The sequence below is a fragment of the Paraburkholderia sp. BCC1885 genome (genome assembly GCF_900996235.1).
GTDB lineage: Bacteria > Pseudomonadota > Gammaproteobacteria > Burkholderiales > Burkholderiaceae > Paraburkholderia.
Genome location: NZ_CAAJGM010000209.1, coordinates 1 through 23,218, shown reverse-complemented (window position 1 = coordinate 23,218; position 23,218 = coordinate 1). Strand labels below are relative to the sequence as shown.

Genomic DNA, 23,218 nt, shown 5'->3' with positions numbered 1-23,218 from the left:
GCAGCGGTGACCGACACCGTCAGATATGCAACGCGTGTCCCAAGGCACGCAGCGCCGCTTCCTGCACCGCCTCGCACAGCGTCGGATGCGCATGAATGGTGCCGGCGATGTCCTCCAGACGCGCGCCCATCTCCATCGATTGCGCAAACGCCGCAGCCAGTTCCGATACGCCGCGCCCCACCGCCTGCCAGCCGACGATCAGATGGTTGTCGCGCCGCGCCACGACGCGCACGAAGCCATCGGTCGCTTCGAGCGTCATCGCGCGGCCGTTCGCGGCGAAAGGGAATGAGGCGCTGATGCAATCGAGGTCCGCGGCTTCGGCGTCCGCCGGCGACAGCCCCGCGGTGACGATTTCGGGATCGGTGAAGCACACAGCGGGAATCGCCGCCGGCACGAAGCGGCGCGTTTTGCCGGCGATCAACTCCGCGACCATCTCGCCTTGCGCCATCGCCCGGTGCGCGAGCATCGGTTCGCCCGCCAGATCGCCGATTGCCCACACGTCGCGCATCGACGTGCGGCATTGATCGTCGATACGCAATGCGGCGCCGTTGCGATCCAGTTGCAGAGTTTCGAGGCCCCAGCCCTGGGTACGCGGACGCCGGCCGACCGCTACCAGCACCTGATCGGCCGGCAAAGCCGTCTCGCTGCCGTCGCGGCCTTGCACGCGCACCGCCTCGCCGTCCGCGCTGAGCCCCAGCACCTTGTGTCCCAGCAGCATCGATACGCCTCTCTTCGCCAGCGCATCCGCCACCGGTTTGGCCAGTTCGGCGTCGTAAGCCGGCAGGATGCGCTCCTGTGCTTCGACGACGGTGACCTCGACGCCCAGCTTGCGATACACCGTGCCCAACTCCAGACCGATATAGCCCGCGCCGACCACCACGAGACGCTTCGGCAGGCTCTTCGGCGACAAGGCTTCCGTCGACGACACCACCTTGCCGCCGAACGGCATCGACGGCAACGCGGTAGGTTCGGAACCGGCCGCCAGCAGCAGGTGCTCGCACTGGATGCGCACGCGCTCGCCTTGGCCTTCGCCTGGGCCTTCACCGCCGGTGGTCGCGCTGACTTCCACGGTCTTGCCGTCGATCACCCTGGCCTCGCCCCTCACCACCTTGACACCATGCTTCTTCAGAAGCGCCCCCACACCGCGCGTGAGCTTTTGCACGATGCCGTCTTTCCAGGCCACCGTGCGTTCGATATCGATGGCCGGCGCATGCACGCGAATGCCCAGTGGCGATGCTTCGGCATACTGAATAGTTTTGTCGAACTCCTCGGCGGCGTGAATCAACGCCTTCGACGGAATGCAGCCGATGTTCAGACAGGTGCCACCCAACTGCTCGCGCTCGACCAGCACGGTCGGAATGCCGAGTTGCCCGGCACGAATGGCGGCGACATAACCGCCCGGCCCGCCGCCGATCACCAGCAGACGGGTATGTTCGATCTGGCTCATGCTCACTCCACGAAAAGCAGCGCGGGCTGCTCCAGCAGCACTCGAACCGACTGGATGAATTCGGCGGCATCCATACCGTCGACCACCCGATGATCGAACGACGACGACAGGTTCATCATCTTGCGCGCCACCACGGCGCCCTGGCGGATCATGGGACGCTCCACCATCCGGTTGACGCCCACAATGCCCACCTCCGGATGATTGATGACCGGCGTCGAGACGATCCCACCCAGCGCGCCGAGGCTCGAGATCGTGATGGTCGAGCCCGTCAGTTCGTCGCGACTGGCTTTACCGCCGCGCACCGCTTCGGCGAGGCGCGCGATTTCGGCGGCGATCGACCAGACATCGCGCGCTTCGGCGTGACGCAGCACCGGCACGGTGAGCCCCGCGTCCGTCTGGGTGGCGACGCCGACGTGCACCGCGCCGTAACGCGTGACCACGCCGGCTTCATCGTCGAAACGCGCATTGATCTGCGGGAAATCGCGCAGCGCGATCACCATGGCGCGGATCAGCAGCGGCAGCATCGTCAGACGGCCACGCGCATCGGCCCAGCGCTTATTAAGTTGCGCGCGCAGATCTTCGAGTTCGGTGACGTCGATCTCTTCGACATAGCTGAAATGCGGAATGCGCCGCTTCGCCTCCTGCATCTTGCGGGCGATCGCGCGGCGCACGCCGATCACCGGGACCGCGGTTTCGTCGTGCAGTTCGACGTAGCCGGAGCGGGCTTGCGTCGTCGTGGCAGAGACGGCGCCGCGCGTCTGCGCATAGGCATCCAGATCAGCGTGGGTGACGCGGCCTGCTTCGCCCGTACCATGGACGAAGCGCAGTTCGACACCCATGTCCCAGGCGCGTTGGCGGACTGCGGGCGAGGCGAGCGGGCGCTCGTCCGGTTGGCGGATGAGCGCAGCGGGATGAGCGGCTACAGCATGCGGCGGCGAAGACGCGGCGGTTTTAGCGGATGCAGACGTCGTGTGCGAGTTACGCGAAGCAACTTCGGCAGCAGACTCAGGGTCCGCTTCGCGCGAGTGCAGAGCGACGACGGAGCCGCTCGCCGCCGCAGCGCCGCGCGTTGCGTTCGCGCCATTGGCCGCATGCGTGCCATGGGTGGCCTCGCTAGCGCCGTGCTTGCCGTTCACCGCGCCGGCAGCGGCCTGCGCCGACGCACCTGTCCTGACATTCCCCTCTCCCTCCACCTCCAGCCGGATCAGCTCGCTGCCCACCGCCAACACCTCTCCCACCTTGCCGCCGAGAGCAATCACCTTGCCCGCGACCGGCGACGGAATCTCGACCGCCGCCTTGTCCGTCATGACATCCGCGAGCGGCCCGTCTTCCTTGACGAGTTGGCCCACCTCCACATGCCAGGCGCCCAACTCCACCTCTGCAATGCCTTCGCCGATATCCGGCATCTTGATCACATGCACACCCATTTCAGGCCTCCATCACACGACGTAGTGCTTCCCCAACCCGGCGCGGGCCGGGGAAATAGGCCCATTCCTGCGCATGCGGATACGGCGTGTCCCAGCCGGTGACGCGTTCGACCGGCGCTTCCAGGTGATAAAAACAGTGCTCCTGCACGAGCGCTATCAACTCCGCGCCGTAGCCGCACGTGCGCGTCGCCTCGTGGACGACCACGCAGCGGCGCGTCTTGCGTACCGACTTCACGATGGTGTCGAGATCGAGCGGCCAGAGCGTGCGCAGATCGATCACTTCGGCATCGACGCCGGTTTCTTCCGCCGCCGCGAGCGACACGTGAACCGTCGTGCCGTAGGTGAGCACCGTCACCGCATTGCCAGGACGCACAACCGCAGCCGAATCGAGCGGCACCGTGTAATAGCCCTCCGGCACCGCATTCGACGCATGCTTCGCCCACGACGTGACCGGCCGTTCGTGATGACCGTCGAACGGTCCGTTGTAGAGACGCTTGGGCTCAAGAAAAATCACCGGATCGTCGTTCTCGATGGAGGCGATCAAGAGCCCTTTGGCGTCGTAGGGATTCGACGGCATCACCGTGCGCAGGCCGCAGACTTGCGTGAACATCGCCTCAGGACTTTGGCTGTGAGTCTGGCCGCCGTAGATACCGCCGCCGCAGGGCATGCGAATCGTTAGGGGTGCGATGAATTGACCTGCCGATCGATAACGCAGACGCGCCCCTTCCGAGACGATCTGATCCGACGCCGGATAGAAGTAGTCGGCAAACTGGATCTCGCAGACGGGACGCAGGCCGTAAGCCCCCATGCCGACCGCCGCGCCGACGATGCCGCCTTCGGAGATCGGCGCATCGAACACGCGCGAAGTGCCGTATTTCGCCTGCAGGCCTTCGGTGCAGCGAAACACGCCGCCGAAATAGCCCACGTCCTGACCGAACACGACGACGTTGTCGTCGCGCCCGAGCATCACGTCCATGGCCGAGCGCAGCGCCTGGATCATCGTCATCGGCCGCGTGGCCGTGTCCGTTTCGTGGATAGGATCGAATTCCGCCATGCTCACACTCCCAGTTCTTGACGCTGACGACGCAGGTGTTCCGGCATGTCCTTGTAGACATCGTCAAACATGCTGGCCGCGCTCGGAATACGTTCGTCGTTCAGCGTGCCGAATTGCTCGGCCGCTTTCTGCGCCGCGACGATTTCGGCTTCGAGTTCGGCAATCATTTCGTCATGCTGACGATCCGACCAGATGCCCTTCGCGTTGAGATGCTTCCTGAAGCGTGCAATCGGATCGCCGAGCGGGAAGTCGGTCCAGTCGTCGCCCGGGCGGTATTTCGATGGATCGTCCGAGGTCGAATGCGCGCCGGCGCGATAGGTGACCCATTCGATCAGCGTCGGCCCCAGGTTGCGGCGCGCACGTTGCGCCGCCCAGCACGAAGCCGCGTACACGGCGAGATAATCGTTACCGTCGACGCGCAGCGAGGCAATGCCGCAGCCGACGCCGCGTCCGGCGAAGGTCGCGCCCTCGCCGCCTGCGATGGCCTGGAAGGTCGAGATCGCCCACTGGTTGTTGACCACGTTGAGGATCACCGGCGCGCGGTAGACGTGCGCGAAGGTGAGCGCCGTGTGGAAATCGGACTCGGCCGTCGCGCCGTCGCCGATCCATGCGGAAGCGATCTTCGTGTCGCCCTTGATCGCCGAGGCCATCGCCCAGCCCACCGCCTGGATGAACTGCGTGGCGAGGTTGCCGGAGATCGAGAAGAAGCCGGCCTCGCGATCGGAATACATCACCGGCAATTGACGGCCTTTGAGCGGATCGGCCTCGTTGGACATCAACTGACACATCATGCCGACGAGCGGCACCTCGCGCGCCATCAGGATGCTCTGCTGACGATAGGTCGGAAAACACATGTCGTCGCGCCGCAAGGCCATGGCCTGGGCCGCGCCGATCGCCTCTTCGCCGAGGCTTTGCATGTAAAAGGAGATCTTTTTCTGGCGCTGGGCGATCAGCATGCGGGCATCGAAGATGCGCGTCTTGAGCATGGCACGCATGCCGGCCAGCAGTTGCTCGTCGGTGAGATCGGGAGCCCAGGGACCGACAGCGCGGCCTTGATCGTCGAGGACGCTGATGAGCGTGTGGGCGAGATCGCTGGTGTCGATGGCGCTGACGTCGATGGGCGGTTTGCGCACCGAGCCGGCGGGGGAAAGTCGAAGATAGGAAAAGTCGGTTCTGCAGCCTGGGCGCCCGGTGGGCTCCGGCACATGCAGACGCAGTGGCTCATGCAAGCTCATTGTGTTGTCTCCACGCTTGATTGTGTCTCACGCTGATAGGTCGCTCACCGGGGTAGCCGGGTGGGCGCCAAAGCCGGCGCACGTTGTAGCGCGCGCCGGTTTCTTTCTCTTTAGAGTTTAGGCAATCTGCCGGTGCGGTTCGATGTTCGATGCGCTCAAATGGGGTGAGCGGGTTTGCCACTTGGGGTTTTGTTAGCGCTTACGTATGCGCATATGGGCTCCCTCCCTTACGCGCTTTGCGCCAGGCGGCTTTTTGTGCGATGCGACGGGATGCGGTGCATGCGTCTAGCTGGGTCGCGAAGCGGTGCGGCTGGTGCGGCGCATCAGGCTGCAGACAGGCGCCTCCACCGCGCGTGATAAGCTCATTTCGAACACATTTTTCCGCCAACCTTCGGGCCGTCCTCGCTGGAGGCATACGCCATCATGACAACCCATACCCTCACCGATCGTCCCGATCCCGTTGCTTCGCTAGGCAGCTTTTTGCGCGATCGCCGCTCGCGTCTGCAGCCAGGTGCGGATGTTCAGGGACGGCGGCGCACACCCGGTCTCAGACGCGAGGAAGTGGCGATGCGCGCGAACGTCAGCGTCGCCTGGTACACGTGGCTGGAACAGGGACGCGGCGGACCGCCTTCTGACGAGGTGCTGGAGCGGCTGGTTCCTGCGCTGGAACTCGATGCCGCCGGCCGCGAGATGCTGTTTTTGCTCGCGCAGCAGCGGCCGCCGCCGCTTCACCCTGCGGCGGCCGCGCAGGTGACGCCGGCTTTGCAGCGCGTGCTGGATGGGCTGCGGACGAGTCCTGCGATTGTGAAAACGCCGAGCTGGGATGTGGTGGCGTGGAACGCGGCGGCGGCGGCTGTGCTGACTGATTACGCGGCGTTGCCGGTGCGCGAGCGGAATGTGCTGCGGCTTTTGTTCGGCAATAAGGGCGCGCGCGGGTCGCAGGAGAATTGGGAGGAGAGTGCCCGGCTGGCGGTGGGCGTGTTTCGGATTGACGTCGCGCGGGCGGGTGGGGATCCGGAGGCGGATGCGCTTGCGGCTGAATTGCTCGAGAGCAGCGCGGAGTTTCGACGGCTTTATGCCGAGAACGAAGTCAGCAGTTTTTGGGGCGGGGTGAAACATTTTCGGCACCCGGATGCCGGGGTGATTACCTTGGAGTATTCGGCGTTTGCGGTTAGTGGCGCGGAGGGGTTGAGTATGGTGGTGTTTTCGCCGGTCACGGACGGGGATGAGAGAGCGATTGAGCGGTTGGTGGCTAGCGCGGCGGCGGTGGGGTGAGGCGCCTGAGACCGAAGCGATCTCAGGCATTTTCAACTCTGGATAAGCGGCGGGGCGGTGACACGCGCGGTTTTATAAATGGCTTGCCTGATCCCGGTCGCCGCGCTGTCGCGCCGTGGCGCCGTCGGGAAGTGTCACTGGACGGCGGTACCGTTTGCATCGACCCACGACGCCCCGCTCCACCAGATCGGCTTGCCGGCGGCCAGCAGAGTGGTATCGAAGTACATCGTCCCGGCCCAGTCGATGTCGTTTGCTACACCCATCGTCGCGGCGTTCGGCCGTGAGCTGCTCAGGCCACGCCACACGCCGGCCTGGCCGGCCACTTTCCATACTCCCGGTGTGCCCGAGGTAATGCATTTCCAGCCCAGAGCGCCGCCCTGGAATGGAAACTTGTTGTGCACTTCGTCGCCCCGGAACCAGGCGCCCGCCGTAGGCGCGGCGGTCCCACTGACGAGTCTCGATACGGGGTTATTTCCGGCGGCATTAGATGAGCAATACTGAAGACGCGTTCACCACGATGGCGACCGTTTGTGTGAGGTCATGCCGATGATCGTCACACGGAGACGCGCTCGATCTGCCGTGTACGCTGACTTCGTCGTGATCCTGGTAGATCGAAGTAGTGGTGATCGACGCGTGCCGCAGGTTGTCGCGCACGGTTGTCAGCGTGGCGCCATCGGCGAGCGCATGCGTGGCATGCGTATGACGCATCCAGTGCGGCGGCGCGCGACGTAGCTTACGCGCGAGCGATGCATGGTCGGCATCGATGGTATCGGCGGCTGTATTGAAGAACCGGCGCACAATTTCCCTCAGGCGCGGCGCGGTGATCCCATCGGACGCGTGAAGGTGGCCGATCAGCGGCATACAGGATCAACTCCATAGGGGTAAATTCTCCGCTCGAATTCGCCAATACGCTGCGCGCAGGCGGTTTCCGAAATGGCAGAGGATATATTCACTGAACCAAGGTGCCCGATCGAACAGGCGGTAATTCCGGCTCAATGCGCGGCGCTTGCTCCTCCAGATGGGGCAGCTTCGAATGACTAAGGAAGCCAAATACCATCAAGGCTGACAGAACGGTGATGCCCGCCAAGACGTAAAGCAATGAACGGAACGCGGCGCCGTAAAGCGTGACAAGCTCGGCAGTCGTAGCATGCGCCAGCATTGTCGATGCCGTCAGCTGGTCGCCCATCACAAGTCGGTTGGCCGCCCCGACTAAAGTCTGCGCGTCCACACCCGCAAACGCGGCCCCACGCAGGTTCGTCTCGATGAAACTTGCGAGCAGCGCCGAAACGATGGCAAGTGCGATGCCCTCGCCAGCCACACGTGTCGTATTGAAGATGCCCGTCGCCATACCGGCGCGCTCTTTGGGAACGACGCTGACAGCGAGGCCGTCCATCAAACCCCACGGGAAGCTCACACCTATGCCGATCAACAACATCGCCATCAACATATGCGCGATCGGCTGTCCGGGCGCACATTGCGCGAGCCAGAGCTGGCCGCACGCGCACAACAGCAGACCAGCGCCCGAAATTACGCCAGCTGTGAGCCAACGTGTGAGATAGCCGGCGAACACCGGAATTATGAGCATCGGTGCCGAAAGCGCGAACATCATTTGTCCCGCGGCAACGGGACCATATCCTTCGATGCCAATGAAGCGAACCGGTAGCAGCACGAGCAGCACGACGTACGAATAGGCCGGAGCGGCTGCGAGAAACTGCACTCCGATAAAGCGCGGGTAGCGGAACAGTGATAAATCGAGCATTGGGCGGCGCGCTCGACTTTCGACAAAAACGAACGCCGCCGTCATGACAGCCGATGCAGCGAGCAGGCCCAGCACGAGCGGGCCGGTCCAGCCGCTGTCGGGTACGCGCAGCACCGCGTAGGTAAACAGAGTCAAGCCGCACGTGAAGGTGGCGGCGCCCGGCAGATCGAGGCTCGTGGCACCAGGATCACGCGTCTCGCGAATGCACTTTGCCCCGAAGGAAAACGCGATCAGTGTGATGACGGTGACGCTCCAGAACACCGAGCCCCAGCCGAAGTGCGCGATCAGCGTACCCGCGATGATCGGACCGAACGCGAGGCCAACACCGAAGATCGTGCCGAGCACGCTGAAGGCTCGCGTGCGAGCGTCACCTTCGAACTCTTGCGCGAGAGCGGCGGCGCCGGCCGATAGCGCCGTCGCGCTCGCTATGCCTTGCAGCGCGCGCAGCAGGTCAAGGGCGAGCATGCTCGAAGCACGTGTTGCAATGATCGATGAGAGCGCGAAGCCGACGGTACCGCAGAGAAAGACTCGCCTTCTCCCGAAGCGGTCAGCACAGGTTCCGGCAACGAGTAGGCAACTGCCAAAGGCCAGCATGAAGGCATTGGTCACCCAGTTCAACGCGAGTGGTGACCCGCCCAAGGCGCGCGCAATCTCTGGCAGCGCGACGGCCGGCCCGGTGAAGCTGACGGGCATTGATAGTCCGGCAAGACAGACGGCAGCCAAGATCAACATCCTCTCGGCTGCAGTATTTATTTCTACAACTGGGTTGCGCATTCCCAAATCCTCGAACGAAGTTTGCGTTTTGCCATTGTTTGCAGCGGTCGGCACGATTGTCCGCAGCGACCTCCAAGTTGGAGGGCATATTAAATGGCAAGCGATTGTGTTTAAATGAGTCCGCATTCCGGTCTATCCGGAAAAATATTCCTTAATCGGCCATCTTTATGGAATCGCTCAGTGGACTCGTCGCCTTCGTCCGTGCCGCGGAAGCCCGCAGTTTCGTCACCGCTGCGCGTGCGCTCGGGATTTCCGCGTCGGCCGTCGGAAAAAGCGTTGCGAGACTTGAAGAAACTCTCGGTGTGCGGCTCTTTTATCGAAGCACGCGCCAAATCAACCTGACCGAAGAAGGGACGGTTTTTTTTGAGCGATGTCGCTATGCGCTCCAGGAAATTCAAGACGCCGAGGCGCAATTATCGAAAGCGACTATTGCGCCGCGCGGCCGCTTACGAGTGAGCATGCCAGCGATCGGCTATCGCTTACTGCTACCGATCATTCCGCAATTTCGCACGCTCTATCCTGAAGTCGAGCTCGATTTGGATTTCAACGATCGACTTGTCGATGTCATCGAAGAAGGCTTCGATGTCGTCATTCGCGGGGGATATCTGGCCGATTCGCGGCTCAAAACCAAGCTCCTCGGGCCTTATCGGTTCGTCGTATGCGCATCGCCCGAATACTTCGCGCGGCATGGCGTGCCGTTGTGCGCCGATGATATCGCCAACCCAAATCATGTTTGCCTGCGATTCAAGTACCAGTCGAGCGGCAAGTTGCAGGAATGGCTGATCGACGGCGTCTCGCCTCTTCAGGGGGGAGGCTCTGCGACCCCACTCGTCCTGAACAATGCTGAAGCTGTTCTGTCGGCGGCGATCCAAGGACTAGGGATCGCTTATGTGCCGGACTTCGTGGCGCGAGATGCCTTGCTAGGGGGGCAGTTGCGCATGGTGTTGGAATCGTCAGCGACCGTGGAGGGTGTATTCCGCGCGCTTTGCCGACGAATCGGCATATGCTGCCCAAGCTGCGGGTATTCGTCGATTACCTCGCCGAACGCCTGGATGCCACGTCGGCATCGGTGGGCTTGGCCGGCATCCCACGCCGGTGGGCCTCTCGGTAGCCCAAACTAACGCCGACCCATCTTCAATCGACCGTTCCTGTGCTTCGCGCGGGCATGATTTTCCTCCACGGGGCCTTCTTCACAGCCACGCCGTTGCCAGGCAGTTATTGTCCCTGGCTCCGGGTCGGCGGCCAGATGCGTGGTGACACATTTAATGACGCAATCGTGACGCTTTTAATGCGATCTACGGTAGCCTACGCGCGAACGGAGGTTGCCGGCTAGATCTCGAATGACCCCTTTCTGGCCGAACCCGGTCGACGATGATCGGCCCGAACGGACCCAACTCGGCCGTCTGGGATCGCGGGCCTGTAGCCACTTTCGACGTAAGACCCGCCCACTGATTTCTACTGCGGTGCCAGCGATCCAAACCAGGGGCGAAGCGATAACACCCCCGTCCATTGGAAAGTCGCTGCCGATGAAGGCGCCATCGGATCCCATCAGAAGCGCCGCTACCCTCAGACACGTTAGACCTTACGATGCGAAGCAAGACCCTCCTCGCCAAATTCGCATATTGGCTACACAATTCAGCGGCATCGACATGTGATTGCGCCTGAAAATGGAAGCCCGCCATAGACAGTCAGGATGACCCTAGCCCGGGAAGCCACGCTTCCTTGCCCTGAATACAGCGACAAATGCCAGAAACAGCAATCCAGCGAGCGGCCACGCAAATGCGGCGACACCAAGGTAATCGAGCATCAGCCCGCCGAGAATTCCTGCAGCTGCAATAGCCGCGTTCCACGTCGTCACTACGATCGACTGCGCCACGTCCGCGTCATCTCCGCTGACATGCGCCGATGCGGTCTGATAGAGCGCCGGAGCACCGCCAAATGCCAGTCCCCAGACGACCGTCGCGAAATAGACGACCGTCGGGTGTGTACTCCAGATTGTCAGCGCAACGGTGGCGACAAAAAACAGCGTAATGCTCGCGAGCGTCAGTCCCCGGAGAAATCGATCGATCAGCGCGCCGGTCGCGAACATGCCAACCAGCGCAGCCGCGCCGAATAGTAGCAATACCACGTCGACATTCGAGGCAAGCCCCGAAGGCGCGACAAACGGCGCGATGTAGGTATAAAGGACGTTATGTGCCAGCACAAAGCACACCATCGCGCCAAGAACCGAACGAAACCCGGCTATACCGATGACCTTGCAGATCGGCGAATGCTTGACGCTCTCGTCGCGCGGCAGATCCGGAACGGCGAACACCACCCATCCGATGAGCAGCAAGGAGACGCCGCTCATGATGCCGAACGTCGCGCGCCAGCCGATCGACAGACTGATCAATGTCCCCGCCGGAATGCCGAACGACAAGGCTGCCGGGATACCCAGCATGGCAATCGAGATCGCACGCCCCCGCAGATGCGCGGGAGAGATACGGCTGGCCTGACCGGCGACTTGGGCCCAGAGCAGACCGGATATGGCACCGGCGAGAAAACGGGCAATCAGCGTCAAGGGATAAGAGTCGGACAAGGCGGTGGCCGCGTTCACGATGGCAAAACCCGCGATAGCGACGAGTATCACGCTCCGCTGCCGGTAGCGGCGGACAGCCTGGGCCAGCGGAATGGTGGCAACCACGCAACCCAGTGCATAGAACGTCACGAACTGTCCGGCCAGCGATTCGGAAACCCGCAGGCTGGCGGCAATCTGCGACAATACACCCGCCGGCAGCGCTTCGGTCAGAATGGTGACGAACGCAGCCGTCGCAAGGGCAAGCAATGCCGACCAGGGCATGCGATCGCTGCGATCCAGCGCGTCTGCGCAAATACCTGATACCCGTTCCATCATGGCAAGGCCTTGTTGATCTTTTTTGTCGTGCGGATGGCTCAATGTAGCGGCGTACGGAATACCCGCTCCCGAGCCTCCGTACGCTTGCGGATCAGGCGTTCCAGCCGCCGTCGACCGTCAGATTCTCGCCGTTGACGAAGGAGGCCTCCGGACTGCACAGGAACGCTGCGGCAGCCGCAATTTCCTCGACCTTGCCGTAACGGCCGACACTGGTGAGCGCCTTGTTCGCGTCGTATCCTGGCGTGCCGGGTTGAGGCGCAAGCTCAGTTGCAATCGGTCCGGGCTGGATACCGTTGACCGTCACGCCGTGCGGCCCAAGCTCTCTCGACAGACCGCGCGTGAAGCCGTGCAAAGCAAACTTGGTTGCGACATACATCGTGACGCCGGCCATTGGCGCAGCCTCACCGAATGCAGAGCTGATGTTGATGATGCGCCCCCAACCCGCCTTGACCATGCGCGGAGCGAGCTTCTTCGTCAGCTCGATCGGACCGCGGACATTGAGATTGAAATGCTTGTCGTAGGATGCATCCGACGACTCCAGGAACGGGCCGAATTCGACCGTACCGGCATTGTTGATCAGGATATCGAGCCGGCCGGCAAACGCGCCGCCGAAAACAGAATCGACAGCATTGGCGAGATCAGTCACGCCTTCCAGCGTACTGAGATCAGCCTTGACCGCTTCCGCCTTTCCACCTGCACGACGAATCTCGTCGACAACCGCTTCAGCACGCGCCGGACTCGCGGCATAGTTGACGATGACCGAAGCGCCCAGGCTGGCCAGACGGATGGCCATCGCCGCCCCCATTCCGCGCGATGCCCCAGTTACGAGCGCCAATTTGTTTTCCAGAGCTTTTTCCATTGCAGAATCTTCCTTCGTTGACTTTCGGTGGCGCCTTATCGGCATAGACCGGTACGCTACCGAAGTCGAGACCAGGCCAGTAGCCGTGAGAAAGGAATAGTCCGCATTCCCGCCAAGAATAGGAGGAAGAACCTGTTCGAGCATTCCGCCAGAGAATAGTCTGTATGCCGACCTACCCGCTACCGCGCGGCGCTTTGGCAATGGATCATGCGCTCCAACCCGACGTCATCCGGCACGGGAAACTCAAGGAGCTACACATGACTCACTTCACGACATACACCGCTGAAAACGCACCGGAAGCATCGAAGGCAGCACTCGAAGACGTAAAGAAGAACTTCGGCTTTATTCCGAACCTGTCCGGCAACATGGCTGAATCGCCGGAGCTGCTGGCAGCATACGGCGCGCTCTGGGATCTGTTCGCAAAAACCACGTTCTCGGCCACGGAACAACAACTGGTCTATCTGACGGTCAGCTTCGAAAACGAATGCCGGTACTGCATGGCTGGTCATACGACGCTTTCGAAGATGTTCAAAATCGACGAGGCCGTCATCAACGCCGTTCGTGCCGGCCAGGCAATCCCCGACGCCAAGCTCGAAGCGCTTCACAGCTTCACGACCAAGATCGTGCGCAATCGTGGCTGGGTCTCGGATCAAGACACGGATGCGTTCCTGGCCGCCGGCTACACGCGCCGCAACGCGCTTGAAGTCGTGCTTGGCGTCGCGACCAAGACGATCAGCAACTACACCAACCACATCGCTCATACGCAGAACGACGGCTTCATGGCCGGCAACGAGTGGAAAAAGCCCGTCGCCAAGGCCTGATCGTCGAACGGCATTCCGCCCTGCAAGGGCGGAATCTGTCAGAGCACCCCTAGCGCCGCGTTAGCCGGATTTCTACCTCACGTCCAACGTAGTCCCATTCGGCTGACGCTCGCAACTCTGCAAGCAGATTGTCGAAATGCGGTTCGTCTTCGGGTGCGAATTCGAACCATGTAAGAAAGTCGAATGGCTCGGTATCCGACAGGTCGCGACAGTGATAGAGCTTTCTCGCAACCGCGGGCAGATAGCGAAGTCCAGTCGAGATATGGCTCGAACGCGCCTCAAAAATCGCCCGGCGTTCGTCTTGTGTGAGCGCCCACCATTGGGCATTCTTCCGGATTGGAATCAGCACCGCGCGGGTCGATTCCGGTCGCCCCAACCCTTCCTGTGCTGCTACAAGGCGCGTCTTCTCGTCACGCGTAGCGTAGCGTTCGTTGCTCGCGATGCCACGCAGCATCCAGCGACCCGCGTCCTGCACGTGCGGATTCGGTTGTGCGTAAACGCCCAGCCCTTCGATCGCGGGCAATGGATCCCCCACGATCGCGTGCTGTGCCACAACATGCCAGGGACCCGCCGGGTCCTCAACGAATATCGATAAACGTTGCTCCACTATCGTCTCCATCATGTACCCAGATTACGCTTGGCGGCACGAGACTGTCGACGCTGCGTGATCGATCGTGACCGCAAGCGATGCCGTTCGATTCCATCTGCGACTGTGGCGTCGACCCAGTCGGCAAAATCATGGATCACTGACTCGTTTCGGGACAGCAGCACCCACTGCCCGAGTCGTTTCGTAACGACCAATCTCGCTTGTTCGAGCTGAGCCAGATGCACTGAGACCGTCGATTGCGACAAGCCGCTACGCATGCCGATGATCCCAGCCGGAACACCGGCCGAGGACAAGTGATCCCGCACGGGAAAATAGGCTTCGGGATCGGCAAGCCATATCAGTACCTGCCGTCTGAATGGATGAGTCAGTGCCTTCAGAATCGCGTCGATATTGATCGTGTCCGCAGGCATCGTCCAGTTGTCTCCCGAGATTTTCAGCATGAATGACGTGCGTATCCAGTCACGCTCCGCCACTGTATACGCGGGTAGAACCGGACGGCATTACCTCGTCAGGAATACTCCACATTCCCCGCCGGAATATCCGGTCGCAGCGCCCGGAATTCATTCGGTTGCACCGTCATGCCCAAGCGGAATACAGCGTATGTATTCTGCGACGTAGCTGACCTGTGGATGAACACGTAGAGTCGTGGCTCAAGTCACATTACTTACCGAATCCCGTATGCGCAAAACGTTCAGCGATCAGTGCGGTGCAACTTCCCGATGACCACCATACTGAACAGAAGCTCGCTCGCCTCCGGACGATACCTCGACCTGTTCGAATCGCTTCCGGCCAATCTCCGCTGGAGTTCGGAACAGATCGAGCGGTCCCTGCAGCAAACTTTGCGTGTCCGCCCAGTCGGTTCGGATATCTGGTTGTTTGGATATGGCTCCCTGATCTGGAACCCCCTGATCAACTACACGCAGACTTCGCGCGCTACATTGCCGGGATTCAGCCGCAGTTTCTGTATTGAGACCGTTGCGGGACGCGCGACCCCTGCGGCTCCGGGAAGAATGCTTGCACTGGAACCTGGAGGCACGACGCAAGGCATCGTGTTTCGGCTTGCGGATGCCATGCATGAGCATGAGTTGCGACTCGTCTGGTATCGGGAAATGCCGACTGGCGCGTACATCCCGATGTGGCAGCCGGTCCGGCTCGATAATGATCAATCCATCATGGCGCTCGTCTTCATCGCGAATCCGGATCACCCGCAGCACCGTATCGACACGTCCGTTGCCACGGTTGCCAGCGCTATTCTCGGCGCAAGCGGACCGCTCGGTTCAAACTCGGAATACGTACTAAAGCTCGATACCGCGTTGCGTCTGCATGCGCTTCAGGATGCATACGTCACCGCACTTGCCCAGGTACTGCAACCTGACAGGAATTCGAGCCATGCTGACAGCGCACGATCGCTACCTTAGACTCTCCGGACTGATTCGCCGCCTTTATCCGTCGTGGCGTACCCGGAACACCCGGCAAATGTGTACTGACCGACATCGAGGAGCAAAATGGATCGTCTGACGGCCATGGAAACCTTTGCCAGCGTGGTGGAGACAGGATCGTTCTCCGCGGCGGCAAGAAAACTCGGCATCGGCCAACCCGCCGTATCCAAGACTGTCGCCGTGCTGGAACAGCGACTCGGCACGCGCCTGTTACTACGCTCCAGCCGTGGACTGACGCCGACGGACGCCGGTCTGCAGTTCTATGAACGTATCAAACAGGTCATTCAGGACGCGGATGCCGCGGAACTATCCGTAAGCGCCAATAGCTCGGATCTCTCCGGTCGCCTGCGTATTTGTGCGCCCGTGACGTTCGCACGCCTGCATCTCGTGCCAGTAATCGACTCGTTCCTGGATGTGCATCCGAACATCGAACTCGACATGATCCTGGACGACCGTCGTGTCGATCTTCAGGAAGAGGGGGTAGATGTCGCGCTGCGCACCGGCGATTTGAGCGATTCCAGCATGACGGCGAGGAAACTCGGTGAATGCAAGCGCCTCGTTGTCGGCACCCCGGAATATTTCTCGCGAAACCCTGAACCCCTGACTCCCGCCGACCTCGCCAATCATCAGGCCATCGTTTTCGACCATCGTGGCAGTACCCATACCTGGCTGTTTCAGCGCGGCGCGTCCGAAGTCACTGCGACGGTCGCTGGACGCCTGCGCATTTCCTCGGGTGAAGGCGTCCGCGCAGCCGTGCTCTCCGGTTTGGGTCTATCCATTTCATCCGAGTGGATGTTTGCCCATGAACTGGCCAACGGACAGCTCACCGCTGCCCTCACCGACTGGAACCTGCCCTCGATGTCAATGTGGGCCGTCTATCCCTCAGGAAAGATGGTAAGCGCCAAGGCGCGTGCATTCGTCGCTTTTACGGAGGCGATTATCAAAGGGCTTGGGTCAAGCCTATAACCGCACGACATTCTCACCGCCAAGAAAAACGGCGACGAGGTCGGATGGTCTATTCGATGCACAATAACCCCCGGAACGTATACATCTGGATTTCGGTTTGACCGAGCTTCAACAAGGCTTCCTCCTCACGCGCCAATGGCGCGATACCAGCGCCAGCACGGAAGTCGATTTCTGGCTGGCGACCGACCAGGGGCCGCGTCGTTCGATGCGCTGAAAGTTGTTTCCAACGCATGTGGTTCTGGGCACCGAACGTCCGCAGTGTAACTGCACGTCGTCGATCGCTTGCGCCCGCTGGATTCTTGATGTACGATTTTCGTACATTGAATGTCGATTTATTGGAGGCCGAGATGAGTGAACTGGCAGATAAGATCAAGGCCGCATTGGAAGATTTTTGGGAGGAGCACGCGATTCCCGCGGAAGACGGAGCGGCGACCACAGTAGATGAGCTCGTCGGCCCAGTCGAATCCATGATCGCGGTCGAGGTATTAGTGACCTTGGACAAGATCACCGGGATGAAGCTACCAAATTCCATCATTCAGGCTGGCGGCTACAAGACGAAGGATGAATTCGTCAACAAGCTTGGCGCGACTGCACTGGCCTATGTAGCCAAGAAGTCGAAGTCATGAGCCGCGTAACTGGCGGCCCCGAGGAGCCAGACCGAATGCAGCTGGGCCGGCGTCTGAGGGAAGCTCGGGAGTACGTCGGCCTCTCGCAGGAAGAGGTGGCGTTCGCGCTCTCGGTTTCCCGGCCAGCTGTAGGTCATATTGAATCCGGCACCCGAAAAGTCGAGGCGTTCGAGTTAAACAAGCTGAGCGAGCTGTACGGCAGAACCGTGGACTACTTGTTGACGGGAAACGCTCCCGCCGACGATACACGCGTTGCTTTCCTTGCGCGCGCAACAAAGGGCATGTCTGACAGCGACATGGACGAGCTTGCCCGCTTTGCGGCATTTCTGAAGAACTCGCCGAAATCCAAGAGGCGCGCGCCATGAAGGCCGACGACGACGCCCTGATGGCCGCGGCGCGCCGAGCGGCCGAAGTTCTCGAGGAATTCGAAGCCAAAAAACGCATCGAAGCGGGCTACACCCGGATCGACGCCGAGCACATTGCGTCAGCCTCGGACGTCGTTGTCATGTATCGGAAATTCGAACTCCTGCTCGGCGGATTTCTGCTGGAGGACGGAACACCTGGAATCATCGTCAATTGGGACCGTCCGCGCGGCCTAGTGCACATGACTTGCGCCCACGAACTCGGCCATTTCGCGCTCGGGCACGAAAGCACCGCCGATACGACGGTTGACGTCTCAAAGAATGCAGCACTTGTTGAGCGCACCGCGAATCAATTCGCGTACGCCCTGCTGGCACCTTCTTGGCTGGTTGCGCAGACGATGCGCCGCCAACGCTGGGGCCGCGACAGCTTGCGCAATCCGTCCGTCGTCTATCAGATGTCGTTGCGACTGGGCATGAGCTACAAGGCCATGGTGTGGTCGCTCAATCGTCTAGGCCACTTGACCGTCTCGGAGGCGCTCGGGATCGTCGAGGTCCAGCCGATCACGCTCAAGCGCGACATCCTCGGAGGCACTGCTCCCAACAACTCTCGAAGCGACGTCTGGATGCTGACGGACGCGGACCGGGACCGCGTCCTTGAGCCGGGTCTGGGCGACCAAATGGTTTTCGACCTGCCCAACCACGCCGGCGCGGGGCGCCTCTGGTCAGTCGACGAAGCCCAAAGCGAGGGTTTCTTGCTCAAACCATTTGTGCGCGACGCGCGCCACGTGCCTCCGCGCCGTGGGGCAGAAATCACCGTTGGCGGTGACGGTTCGACGCTGCGCTACGAGCTGACGACCTCTCTCGAGTTGCTATCTCCTGGCGACGGCAATGACAGTGAGGTTGTACCGACGTTGGAGTCGAGGAAGAGAACGATTTCGCTCAGCGAACGTGCACCGTGGCATCCGGAGCAGGCCGCCATCCATCAACTCAGCTTGTTCGCGGAGTTCGAACGGCTCGAGGACGGCTTGCCCCAGCCCGAGCGTGATCGGCGATTGGCGAGGACGCAGCGCGCCTGATGATCACGACTCAAATCGATCTCTCAGCCAGCATAGGCATCGCTCGGGACCAGGGGCAGCGACCCACCTGCCTGGTCTTCGCTGGATCTGACCTTAATGCCGCAGCCAAGGGCATCGCGCATCTGAGCGCTGAGTTCCTCTGCCATTACGCCGCAAAGCTGTCTGGTGACTGGCAGCCGGGCCGCGGCTTCCAGATGGACCATGTCCTCGGCGCGATTTGCGCTCCGGGCCAGCCGCTCGAGACGCTCTATCCTTACCAGCAGGACAGTCACGACACACCTCTCGCCGAGCCGACGGGTGAGTTCGAGCTGTACGCTTCCCCGTCAGCGCGTCGGCAAGACATGACGGCAGCAGAAGTGGTAACGCACTTGACCGGTGGAAAACCCGTCGGCCTGGTCGTCCAAGTTTGCCAAGCGCTCACGGCCCCTAAGGACGGCGTCATTGATTTCGATCCTTTTGTCCTTCCAGATCAGTACCATGCCGTCGTTGGTGTTGGAGTGGGCATCAGCTCCGACACCGGTGAAGGCCACGTGCTCTTGCGCAATTCCTGGGGAGCATCGTGGGGCCTCGCGGGTCACGCCTGGATGCCCATGGCGCTCCTTGACATCCTCCTCGTTGAAGGCTTCCTGATCTAACCATGGCTACGCTGTTCCACACCCACGAACGCATTGTTCCCACCTGGCTGGCCGCTGCACGTCATCTGAACGCGCAGCGAGGACGGCATGCGAAAAACCTGCTGCTAGAGATCACCCATCCTCTGGATCTGACCGAGGACGACCACGCAGTGATGGTCAGGGTCGATCAGGCGCTAGCCCATAAGAATCTAACCCTGCGGACCGTCGCGGGGACCATCTTTCCGGTCGCGATGTACCAGCAGTATGGACGCCCGGGGTACTACGAGAAGTACAAGGAGATGCTCAAGCGGGGACAGAAGGCCAACACCTGGGGTACTTACGCGCATCGGATGATCGAACGGCCGGGCAGAGAGCCCGGCACGACGATTAATCCCCTCGATTACCTGGTGAACAAGCTGGCCGCCGAAGGCCAGCCTCAGCGGAAGGATGGAAAGAAGGTCTCGTTCGTTGCAACGTATGAGTTGAGCGTGGCTGACCCCGAGGAAGACCTGCAGCTTCAGACTGACGCTGGCGGGGATGTACCGACATACGACCCGGCCTTCGACATGCGGGAGTGGCTAGGCCTTCCTTGCCTCTCGCATCTGAGCTTCAAACGCGTGCCCCGCGGCGAGGGCCACGCTGTCGACCTGACTGCGATTTACCGTGCGCATCACTACTGCGCACGAGCGCTCGGCAACCTAATCGGCTTGGGGCAACTCCTGTCCTTCGTCGCGAAGGAGAGCGGTCTCGAGGTGGGAACGCTCAGCTGCCTGTCGACGCACGCGGAACTCGATGTGATCGAATGGGGCGGCGTAGAGGCGACGAACGCCGTCATAAACGCGTGACGTTTCGGCAAGCCCTCAAAACAGCGCGACTTGCGGTGAAGCCTCAACCGGCTTCATTTCGTTGCCATAGATGCGTTGCATGCCTTGCCGGAACTCGGTGACGCCTCCGTAGCTGGGATGGCGGACACACTCCACTTCGACACCGAAGGTCGCCGCATACGCCGTGGCATCTTGCCCGATGCACACAATGCGTCGAATGCCCAGCCAAGTGATGAGCGTTCGGTTGAGATCGGTGACCTCCGATAGTTCGCGTGCAGCAAACCGCCTGTTAGTCATCGGATCGTCCGGATCGTGCGGATGGAACGGGAATACGTTCCAAAGCAGCGGCGGTCGCTCCAGGCGTGCAAGCACCGCCCAGATCTCGGCTGCGGTACGTTCGGCAACCGATGGACCTTTCGTGGCCTTGCTCGGCACGACCCCTGGATAGTACGCCGCAAACATTGGCAGTCGCGCTTCATCTGTGAGTGCTAAACCGGTGCGCCGGCCGCCCCGGTACCCGAGGTCGCGGCCCATCCAGATCGTGTCCGTGCCCAGACTCTCGACGGCAGCGAGATAGTCGCGCAGATTCTTGCGTCGCATCGCAGGCGCATTGGCTAGATCGTGTACGTCACAATGGTCGCGATAGGGATTAAAGACATCGTGTAATTGGACGTCCGCGAGTGCGGCGACGAATGCTCGTGGAGTCATGATCTCGTCTCTGGTTTGAGAGGCAAAGTAGCACCGATCTCCCTTGGTCGACGCGGCTTCGGCGGCAGGACGGCCTCAGGCGGCAATTCGAGAGGGGTGAAGGTGATGGAATGCGCGTCCATGTCGACGGTGACGATGCCACTGCCGGCGTCGCGCAATTGTCGGAAAACCTTGAAACCCTCGAGGATGGCCTGCTCCCATTGCCAAAGCGGGCAGGCCGCGACTTCGTAGCCTTCGACCATGTCTTGCACCTGCTTGAGCAAGCCGTATTCGAGCTTGCCGACCTCGGTGTTCTCATAGAAATCACGATGGTCGGCGTGATTGAAGATCCATGTCGCGATACCTTCTTCGATGATTGCGGCCCTGGCGCCGTCCTCATTCTCATCAAGCTTCGGATCGCTCTTGCGCTTAAGTTTTAACAAGGCCCGGATGACCGGCGACCACCCCAGATGCGCGATGTAGGCAAGGTGGAATACATCGTGAAATCGGTAGCCGTCGGGCTCTGTGCGGTTGTCCGTCAGGCGGTCGCCAATGTTGACCCCTCGTATTTGCTGAATGACGTACGGCCGCTCATTTTCTTGGCCCTCGTGATAGAAGCGCTCAATGAAATTCACATCAAATTTGCGCTCGAATCGCTCATGGGGGGGCGACGTACTGTCAAACGGGGCGGTGTACTGTGCGCGCCCCTGTGGCCAACGGGATTCGAATTTCGCAAGATTGGCACTGACCACATCGGCGAATCGTAGGTCGAACATCCACGCTACGGTCACTAGGTCGGCCAAGAGTTCGGCGAGCAACGCCAAGGGCGTCGAACTCACGAGATCCGGCGTGCCGGTGATGCTCATGAGTTGTCCGACGTGGCTGCCGAGGTCGGACAACTGTTTGGTGCGGTCGAGCGCGGGGAGCTGCTCATGGCACATTGCGTGGACGCCATCGAACGGCAAGAACGTGAGTTGCCTCATTGACGGCGGACTGGAGACGCTGAACCGGCGTTGCAATTCGATCAGTCCCGCCGCTCCGACCTCGGGCAGCGCGTGCCCATACTCGACAGAGACCTCGGTCAAGTACCAAAAGCAGTCACCGAGTTCTTCCTTGACGACCGCCTGCTGGGCCATGCCGAAGTCGCGATACGACTTCTTCACTGCAGCGAGCAGGCCGCCCACCTCGCCGAAGAGACCAAACCTCAGCTGGCTGAGCGCATCAGGCTTACCTTTGAACTGATTGGCCTCGTCCGCTCGAGCCTGATACGCCTGCAATGACATCGGCGGCTGGCTGTTGCCTGCGCTTCCAGAATTCTTCATACGTTGTCCCCGCCCCACATCGGTGTCAGGACTAAGACGCAGCCTGTTCTTCTGATCTTAGCTCGTGTTTGAGGAGCTTTGCACACGTGATGATGGTCTGACGATCGCCCATGCTAGCGCCCATGGCCAATGCGCGGTCACGTACGCTGACCGTCACGTCGTAGTGTGGATAAGCAGACTTCGCCTGGAACCAGGCTTGGCGAAGTCCCAATCGGTGCGCGAAGGCATGCAGTTCCGGAAGGGTGTCGGCTACCAAGTGGCACCAGAGCTTACCGCGCCAGGGAATCAGCTCGTCGTCAACGTAGATGGCCATACTTGCTTTCTCGCAAACTTATTTGCATAATTATATGCAAAATGAAACAGCGACGCAAGCCTGTCGCCGATCCGAAGGCGCTTGGCGCAGAGCTTCGTGAGCGGCGAAAATCCCTCGGAAAGACGCTTACGGAAATCGCCGAGATCACTTCCGTGAACGTCGGCCAACTATCGCGCTTCGAAAACGGCCAGATGAAAAGGGATAGCGGCAATTTGCAAAAGTTGCTTGCAGCTTTGCAAAAGCTTGAGGCCGTTAGTTCGCCCTCGGAGCCCCAAGGGGTTGTCGAGCGGTTCGCGGCGATCATCAAGCGCTCCAATCGTCATGCCGAGGCAGCTACCGCGTTCGTCGACGCGCTCGAGCGGCTAATGTGACGCCGTGCAAGCACGGCAAGATTTCGCCCACGCGCGATCCACTTCCTGAGAGATTCGAGCAATGGGAGAAATCGGCTGCTCGCTTCCCAAGGAGCAGTCGTTTCAGCGCCCCGGCTCACAGTGTGAGTCGTCCGCAGCATGTAGCTAGACTAGTTCGTTCACGTCGCCGGCTACGCAGCGGAATCGACTCACTCGGGCGCGCCCGAACGTCTGGTTTCGGGCAAGCTGTTCGGGTTTGCGAAGGGCCGCTTCAGGTCGACTGAGACGGAAGCTATAGGAGGCATGCAAACGATCCCGATTCAAACGAAAGATAGACCTATATCACTGCCCCGAGCACGGCAACAGCCTGCCCACTCCGCCCGCGCAATGCCGTGCTGGCGAATCCTCCCCGGGAGCCGTGATGCCTACCTATCCTTCCCCTTTTGAATATCTGCTCGCATTCGGCCTGGTCTTCATGACCGGCGTGC

General features: G+C 61.1%; 23 protein-coding genes and 3 pseudogenes. 12 read left to right on the top strand and 14 right to left on the bottom strand.

Annotation, left to right across the window (positions count from 1 at the left end; all coding sequences use genetic code 11):
* Nucleotides 1–19: 19 nt before the first annotated feature.
* The 4 genes from lpdA to FQ755_RS22335 are packed head-to-tail and all read right to left on the bottom strand — an operon-like array spanning nt 20 to nt 5,163.
* Complete coding sequence (gene lpdA / locus FQ755_RS22350) at nt 20–1,447, bottom strand: dihydrolipoyl dehydrogenase (RefSeq protein ID WP_144157160.1); 1,428 nt, start codon at nt 1,445–1,447, stop codon at nt 20–22.
* A 2-nt stretch (nt 1,448–1,449) separates the two neighbouring features.
* Complete coding sequence (locus FQ755_RS22345) at nt 1,450–2,874, bottom strand: dihydrolipoamide acetyltransferase family protein (protein WP_144157158.1); 1,425 nt, start codon at nt 2,872–2,874, stop codon at nt 1,450–1,452.
* Between the two features lies 1 nt (nt 2,875).
* Entirely contained in the window at nt 2,876–3,928 is a 1,053-nt protein-coding gene (locus FQ755_RS22340; RefSeq protein ID WP_144157156.1) for an alpha-ketoacid dehydrogenase subunit beta, read from the bottom strand.
* 2 nt (nt 3,929–3,930) lie between these two features.
* Nucleotides 3,931–5,163: a 3-methyl-2-oxobutanoate dehydrogenase (2-methylpropanoyl-transferring) subunit alpha gene (locus FQ755_RS22335; protein ID WP_144157154.1), complete on the bottom strand. Its 1,233-nt coding sequence runs from the start codon at nt 5,161–5,163 to the stop codon at nt 3,931–3,933.
* 423 nt (nt 5,164–5,586) lie between these two features.
* Between FQ755_RS22335 and FQ755_RS22330 the strand changes: the two genes are divergently transcribed.
* Nucleotides 5,587–6,438, top strand: coding sequence for a helix-turn-helix transcriptional regulator (locus tag FQ755_RS22330; protein ID WP_144157152.1), 852 nt, complete (start codon nt 5,587–5,589; stop codon nt 6,436–6,438).
* Between the two features lie 134 nt (nt 6,439–6,572).
* On the opposite strand, the gene FQ755_RS22325 is transcribed toward FQ755_RS22330, so the two are convergent.
* The 3 genes and pseudogenes from FQ755_RS22325 to FQ755_RS22315 form a co-directional block, all read right to left on the bottom strand.
* Entirely contained in the window at nt 6,573–6,839 is a 267-nt protein-coding gene (locus FQ755_RS22325) for a hypothetical protein (RefSeq protein WP_144157150.1), read from the bottom strand.
* Nucleotides 6,840–6,991: 152 nt separating this feature from the next.
* Nucleotides 6,992–7,296, bottom strand: a pseudogene (locus tag FQ755_RS22320) (tyrosine-type recombinase/integrase); the annotation flags it as partial.
* Between the two features lie 91 nt (nt 7,297–7,387).
* Nucleotides 7,388–8,971: an MFS transporter gene (locus FQ755_RS22315; protein ID WP_144157148.1), complete on the bottom strand. Its 1,584-nt coding sequence runs from the start codon at nt 8,969–8,971 to the stop codon at nt 7,388–7,390.
* A 167-nt stretch (nt 8,972–9,138) separates the two neighbouring features.
* Between FQ755_RS22315 and FQ755_RS22310 the strand changes: the two are divergent.
* Nucleotides 9,139–10,082, top strand: a pseudogene (locus FQ755_RS22310) (LysR family transcriptional regulator).
* Between the two features lie 588 nt (nt 10,083–10,670).
* Here the strand turns inward: FQ755_RS22310 and FQ755_RS22300 are convergent.
* Nucleotides 10,671–11,864: an MFS transporter gene (locus tag FQ755_RS22300; RefSeq protein ID WP_260858792.1), complete on the bottom strand. Its 1,194-nt coding sequence runs from the start codon at nt 11,862–11,864 to the stop codon at nt 10,671–10,673.
* A gap of 91 nt (nt 11,865–11,955) precedes the next feature.
* Entirely contained in the window at nt 11,956–12,867 is a 912-nt protein-coding gene (locus tag FQ755_RS22295) for an SDR family NAD(P)-dependent oxidoreductase (RefSeq protein WP_260858791.1), read from the bottom strand.
* A gap of 113 nt (nt 12,868–12,980) precedes the next feature.
* Between FQ755_RS22295 and FQ755_RS22290 the strand changes: the two genes are divergently transcribed.
* The gene (locus FQ755_RS22290; RefSeq protein ID WP_144157146.1) at nt 12,981–13,544 is read left to right on the top strand and encodes a carboxymuconolactone decarboxylase family protein; all 564 of its coding nucleotides are present in this window, start codon (nt 12,981–12,983) and stop codon (nt 13,542–13,544) included.
* A 49-nt stretch (nt 13,545–13,593) separates the two neighbouring features.
* On the opposite strand, the gene FQ755_RS22285 is transcribed toward FQ755_RS22290, so the two are convergent.
* Both FQ755_RS22285 and FQ755_RS38765 read right to left on the bottom strand, forming a co-directional pair.
* The gene (locus FQ755_RS22285; protein WP_260858790.1) at nt 13,594–14,079 is read right to left on the bottom strand and encodes a chlorite dismutase family protein; all 486 of its coding nucleotides are present in this window, start codon (nt 14,077–14,079) and stop codon (nt 13,594–13,596) included.
* An 83-nt stretch (nt 14,080–14,162) separates the two neighbouring features.
* Nucleotides 14,163–14,591 carry an ArsR/SmtB family transcription factor gene (locus FQ755_RS38765; protein WP_409937535.1) on the bottom strand — a complete coding sequence of 143 codons (429 nt, stop codon included), beginning with the start codon at nt 14,589–14,591 and terminating at the stop codon, nt 14,163–14,165.
* Between the two features lie 279 nt (nt 14,592–14,870).
* On the opposite strand from FQ755_RS38765, the gene FQ755_RS22275 reads away from it, so the two are divergent.
* From FQ755_RS22275 to FQ755_RS22245, 8 genes and pseudogenes are all read left to right on the top strand, one after another.
* Nucleotides 14,871–15,569 (top strand): gamma-glutamylcyclotransferase, encoded by a 699-nt coding sequence (locus FQ755_RS22275; protein ID WP_260858789.1) that lies wholly within the window; start codon nt 14,871–14,873, stop codon nt 15,567–15,569.
* Nucleotides 15,570–15,656: 87 nt separating this feature from the next.
* The gene (locus tag FQ755_RS22270) at nt 15,657–16,556 is read left to right on the top strand and encodes a LysR family transcriptional regulator (protein ID WP_144157144.1); all 900 of its coding nucleotides are present in this window, start codon (nt 15,657–15,659) and stop codon (nt 16,554–16,556) included.
* 97 nt (nt 16,557–16,653) lie between these two features.
* Nucleotides 16,654–16,755: pseudogene (locus FQ755_RS38760) on the top strand (hypothetical protein); the annotation flags it as partial.
* Between the two features lie 103 nt (nt 16,756–16,858).
* Nucleotides 16,859–17,182, top strand: coding sequence for a hypothetical protein (locus FQ755_RS22265; protein ID WP_144157142.1), 324 nt, complete (start codon nt 16,859–16,861; stop codon nt 17,180–17,182).
* Entirely contained in the window at nt 17,179–17,547 is a 369-nt protein-coding gene (locus FQ755_RS22260; RefSeq protein WP_144157140.1) for a helix-turn-helix domain-containing protein, read from the top strand. The genes FQ755_RS22265 and FQ755_RS22260 overlap by 4 nt, the downstream gene beginning before the upstream one ends.
* Nucleotides 17,544–18,620: an ImmA/IrrE family metallo-endopeptidase gene (locus FQ755_RS22255; RefSeq protein ID WP_144157138.1), complete on the top strand. Its 1,077-nt coding sequence runs from the start codon at nt 17,544–17,546 to the stop codon at nt 18,618–18,620. Before FQ755_RS22260 ends, FQ755_RS22255 begins: the two co-directional genes overlap by 4 nt.
* Entirely contained in the window at nt 18,620–19,255 is a 636-nt protein-coding gene (locus tag FQ755_RS22250) for a C1 family peptidase (protein ID WP_144157136.1), read from the top strand. Before FQ755_RS22255 ends, FQ755_RS22250 begins: the two co-directional genes overlap by 1 nt.
* Nucleotides 19,256–19,257: 2 nt before the next feature.
* Nucleotides 19,258–20,079, top strand: a complete 822-nt coding sequence (locus tag FQ755_RS22245; RefSeq protein WP_144157134.1) for a hypothetical protein — start codon at nt 19,258–19,260, stop codon at nt 20,077–20,079.
* A 15-nt stretch (nt 20,080–20,094) separates the two neighbouring features.
* On the opposite strand, the gene FQ755_RS22240 is transcribed toward FQ755_RS22245, so the two are convergent.
* Genes FQ755_RS22240 through FQ755_RS22230 form a run of 3 tightly spaced genes read right to left on the bottom strand, consistent with a single transcriptional unit; the run spans nt 20,095 to nt 22,380 of the window.
* Complete coding sequence (locus FQ755_RS22240) at nt 20,095–20,766, bottom strand: uracil-DNA glycosylase (RefSeq protein WP_144157132.1); 672 nt, start codon at nt 20,764–20,766, stop codon at nt 20,095–20,097.
* A complete protein-coding gene (locus FQ755_RS22235) occupies nt 20,763–22,067 on the bottom strand; it encodes a nucleoside triphosphate pyrophosphohydrolase family protein (RefSeq protein ID WP_222105768.1) in 1,305 nt (434 codons plus the stop codon). The genes FQ755_RS22240 and FQ755_RS22235 overlap by 4 nt, the downstream gene beginning before the upstream one ends.
* Before the next feature lie 31 nt (nt 22,068–22,098).
* A complete protein-coding gene (locus tag FQ755_RS22230) occupies nt 22,099–22,380 on the bottom strand; it encodes a DUF4031 domain-containing protein (protein WP_144157130.1) in 282 nt (93 codons plus the stop codon).
* A gap of 41 nt (nt 22,381–22,421) precedes the next feature.
* Here FQ755_RS22230 and FQ755_RS22225 point away from each other — a divergent pair, with 41 nt between their 5' ends.
* Entirely contained in the window at nt 22,422–22,751 is a 330-nt protein-coding gene (locus FQ755_RS22225; RefSeq protein ID WP_144157128.1) for a helix-turn-helix domain-containing protein, read from the top strand.
* Nucleotides 22,752–23,218: the final 467 nt, after the last annotated feature.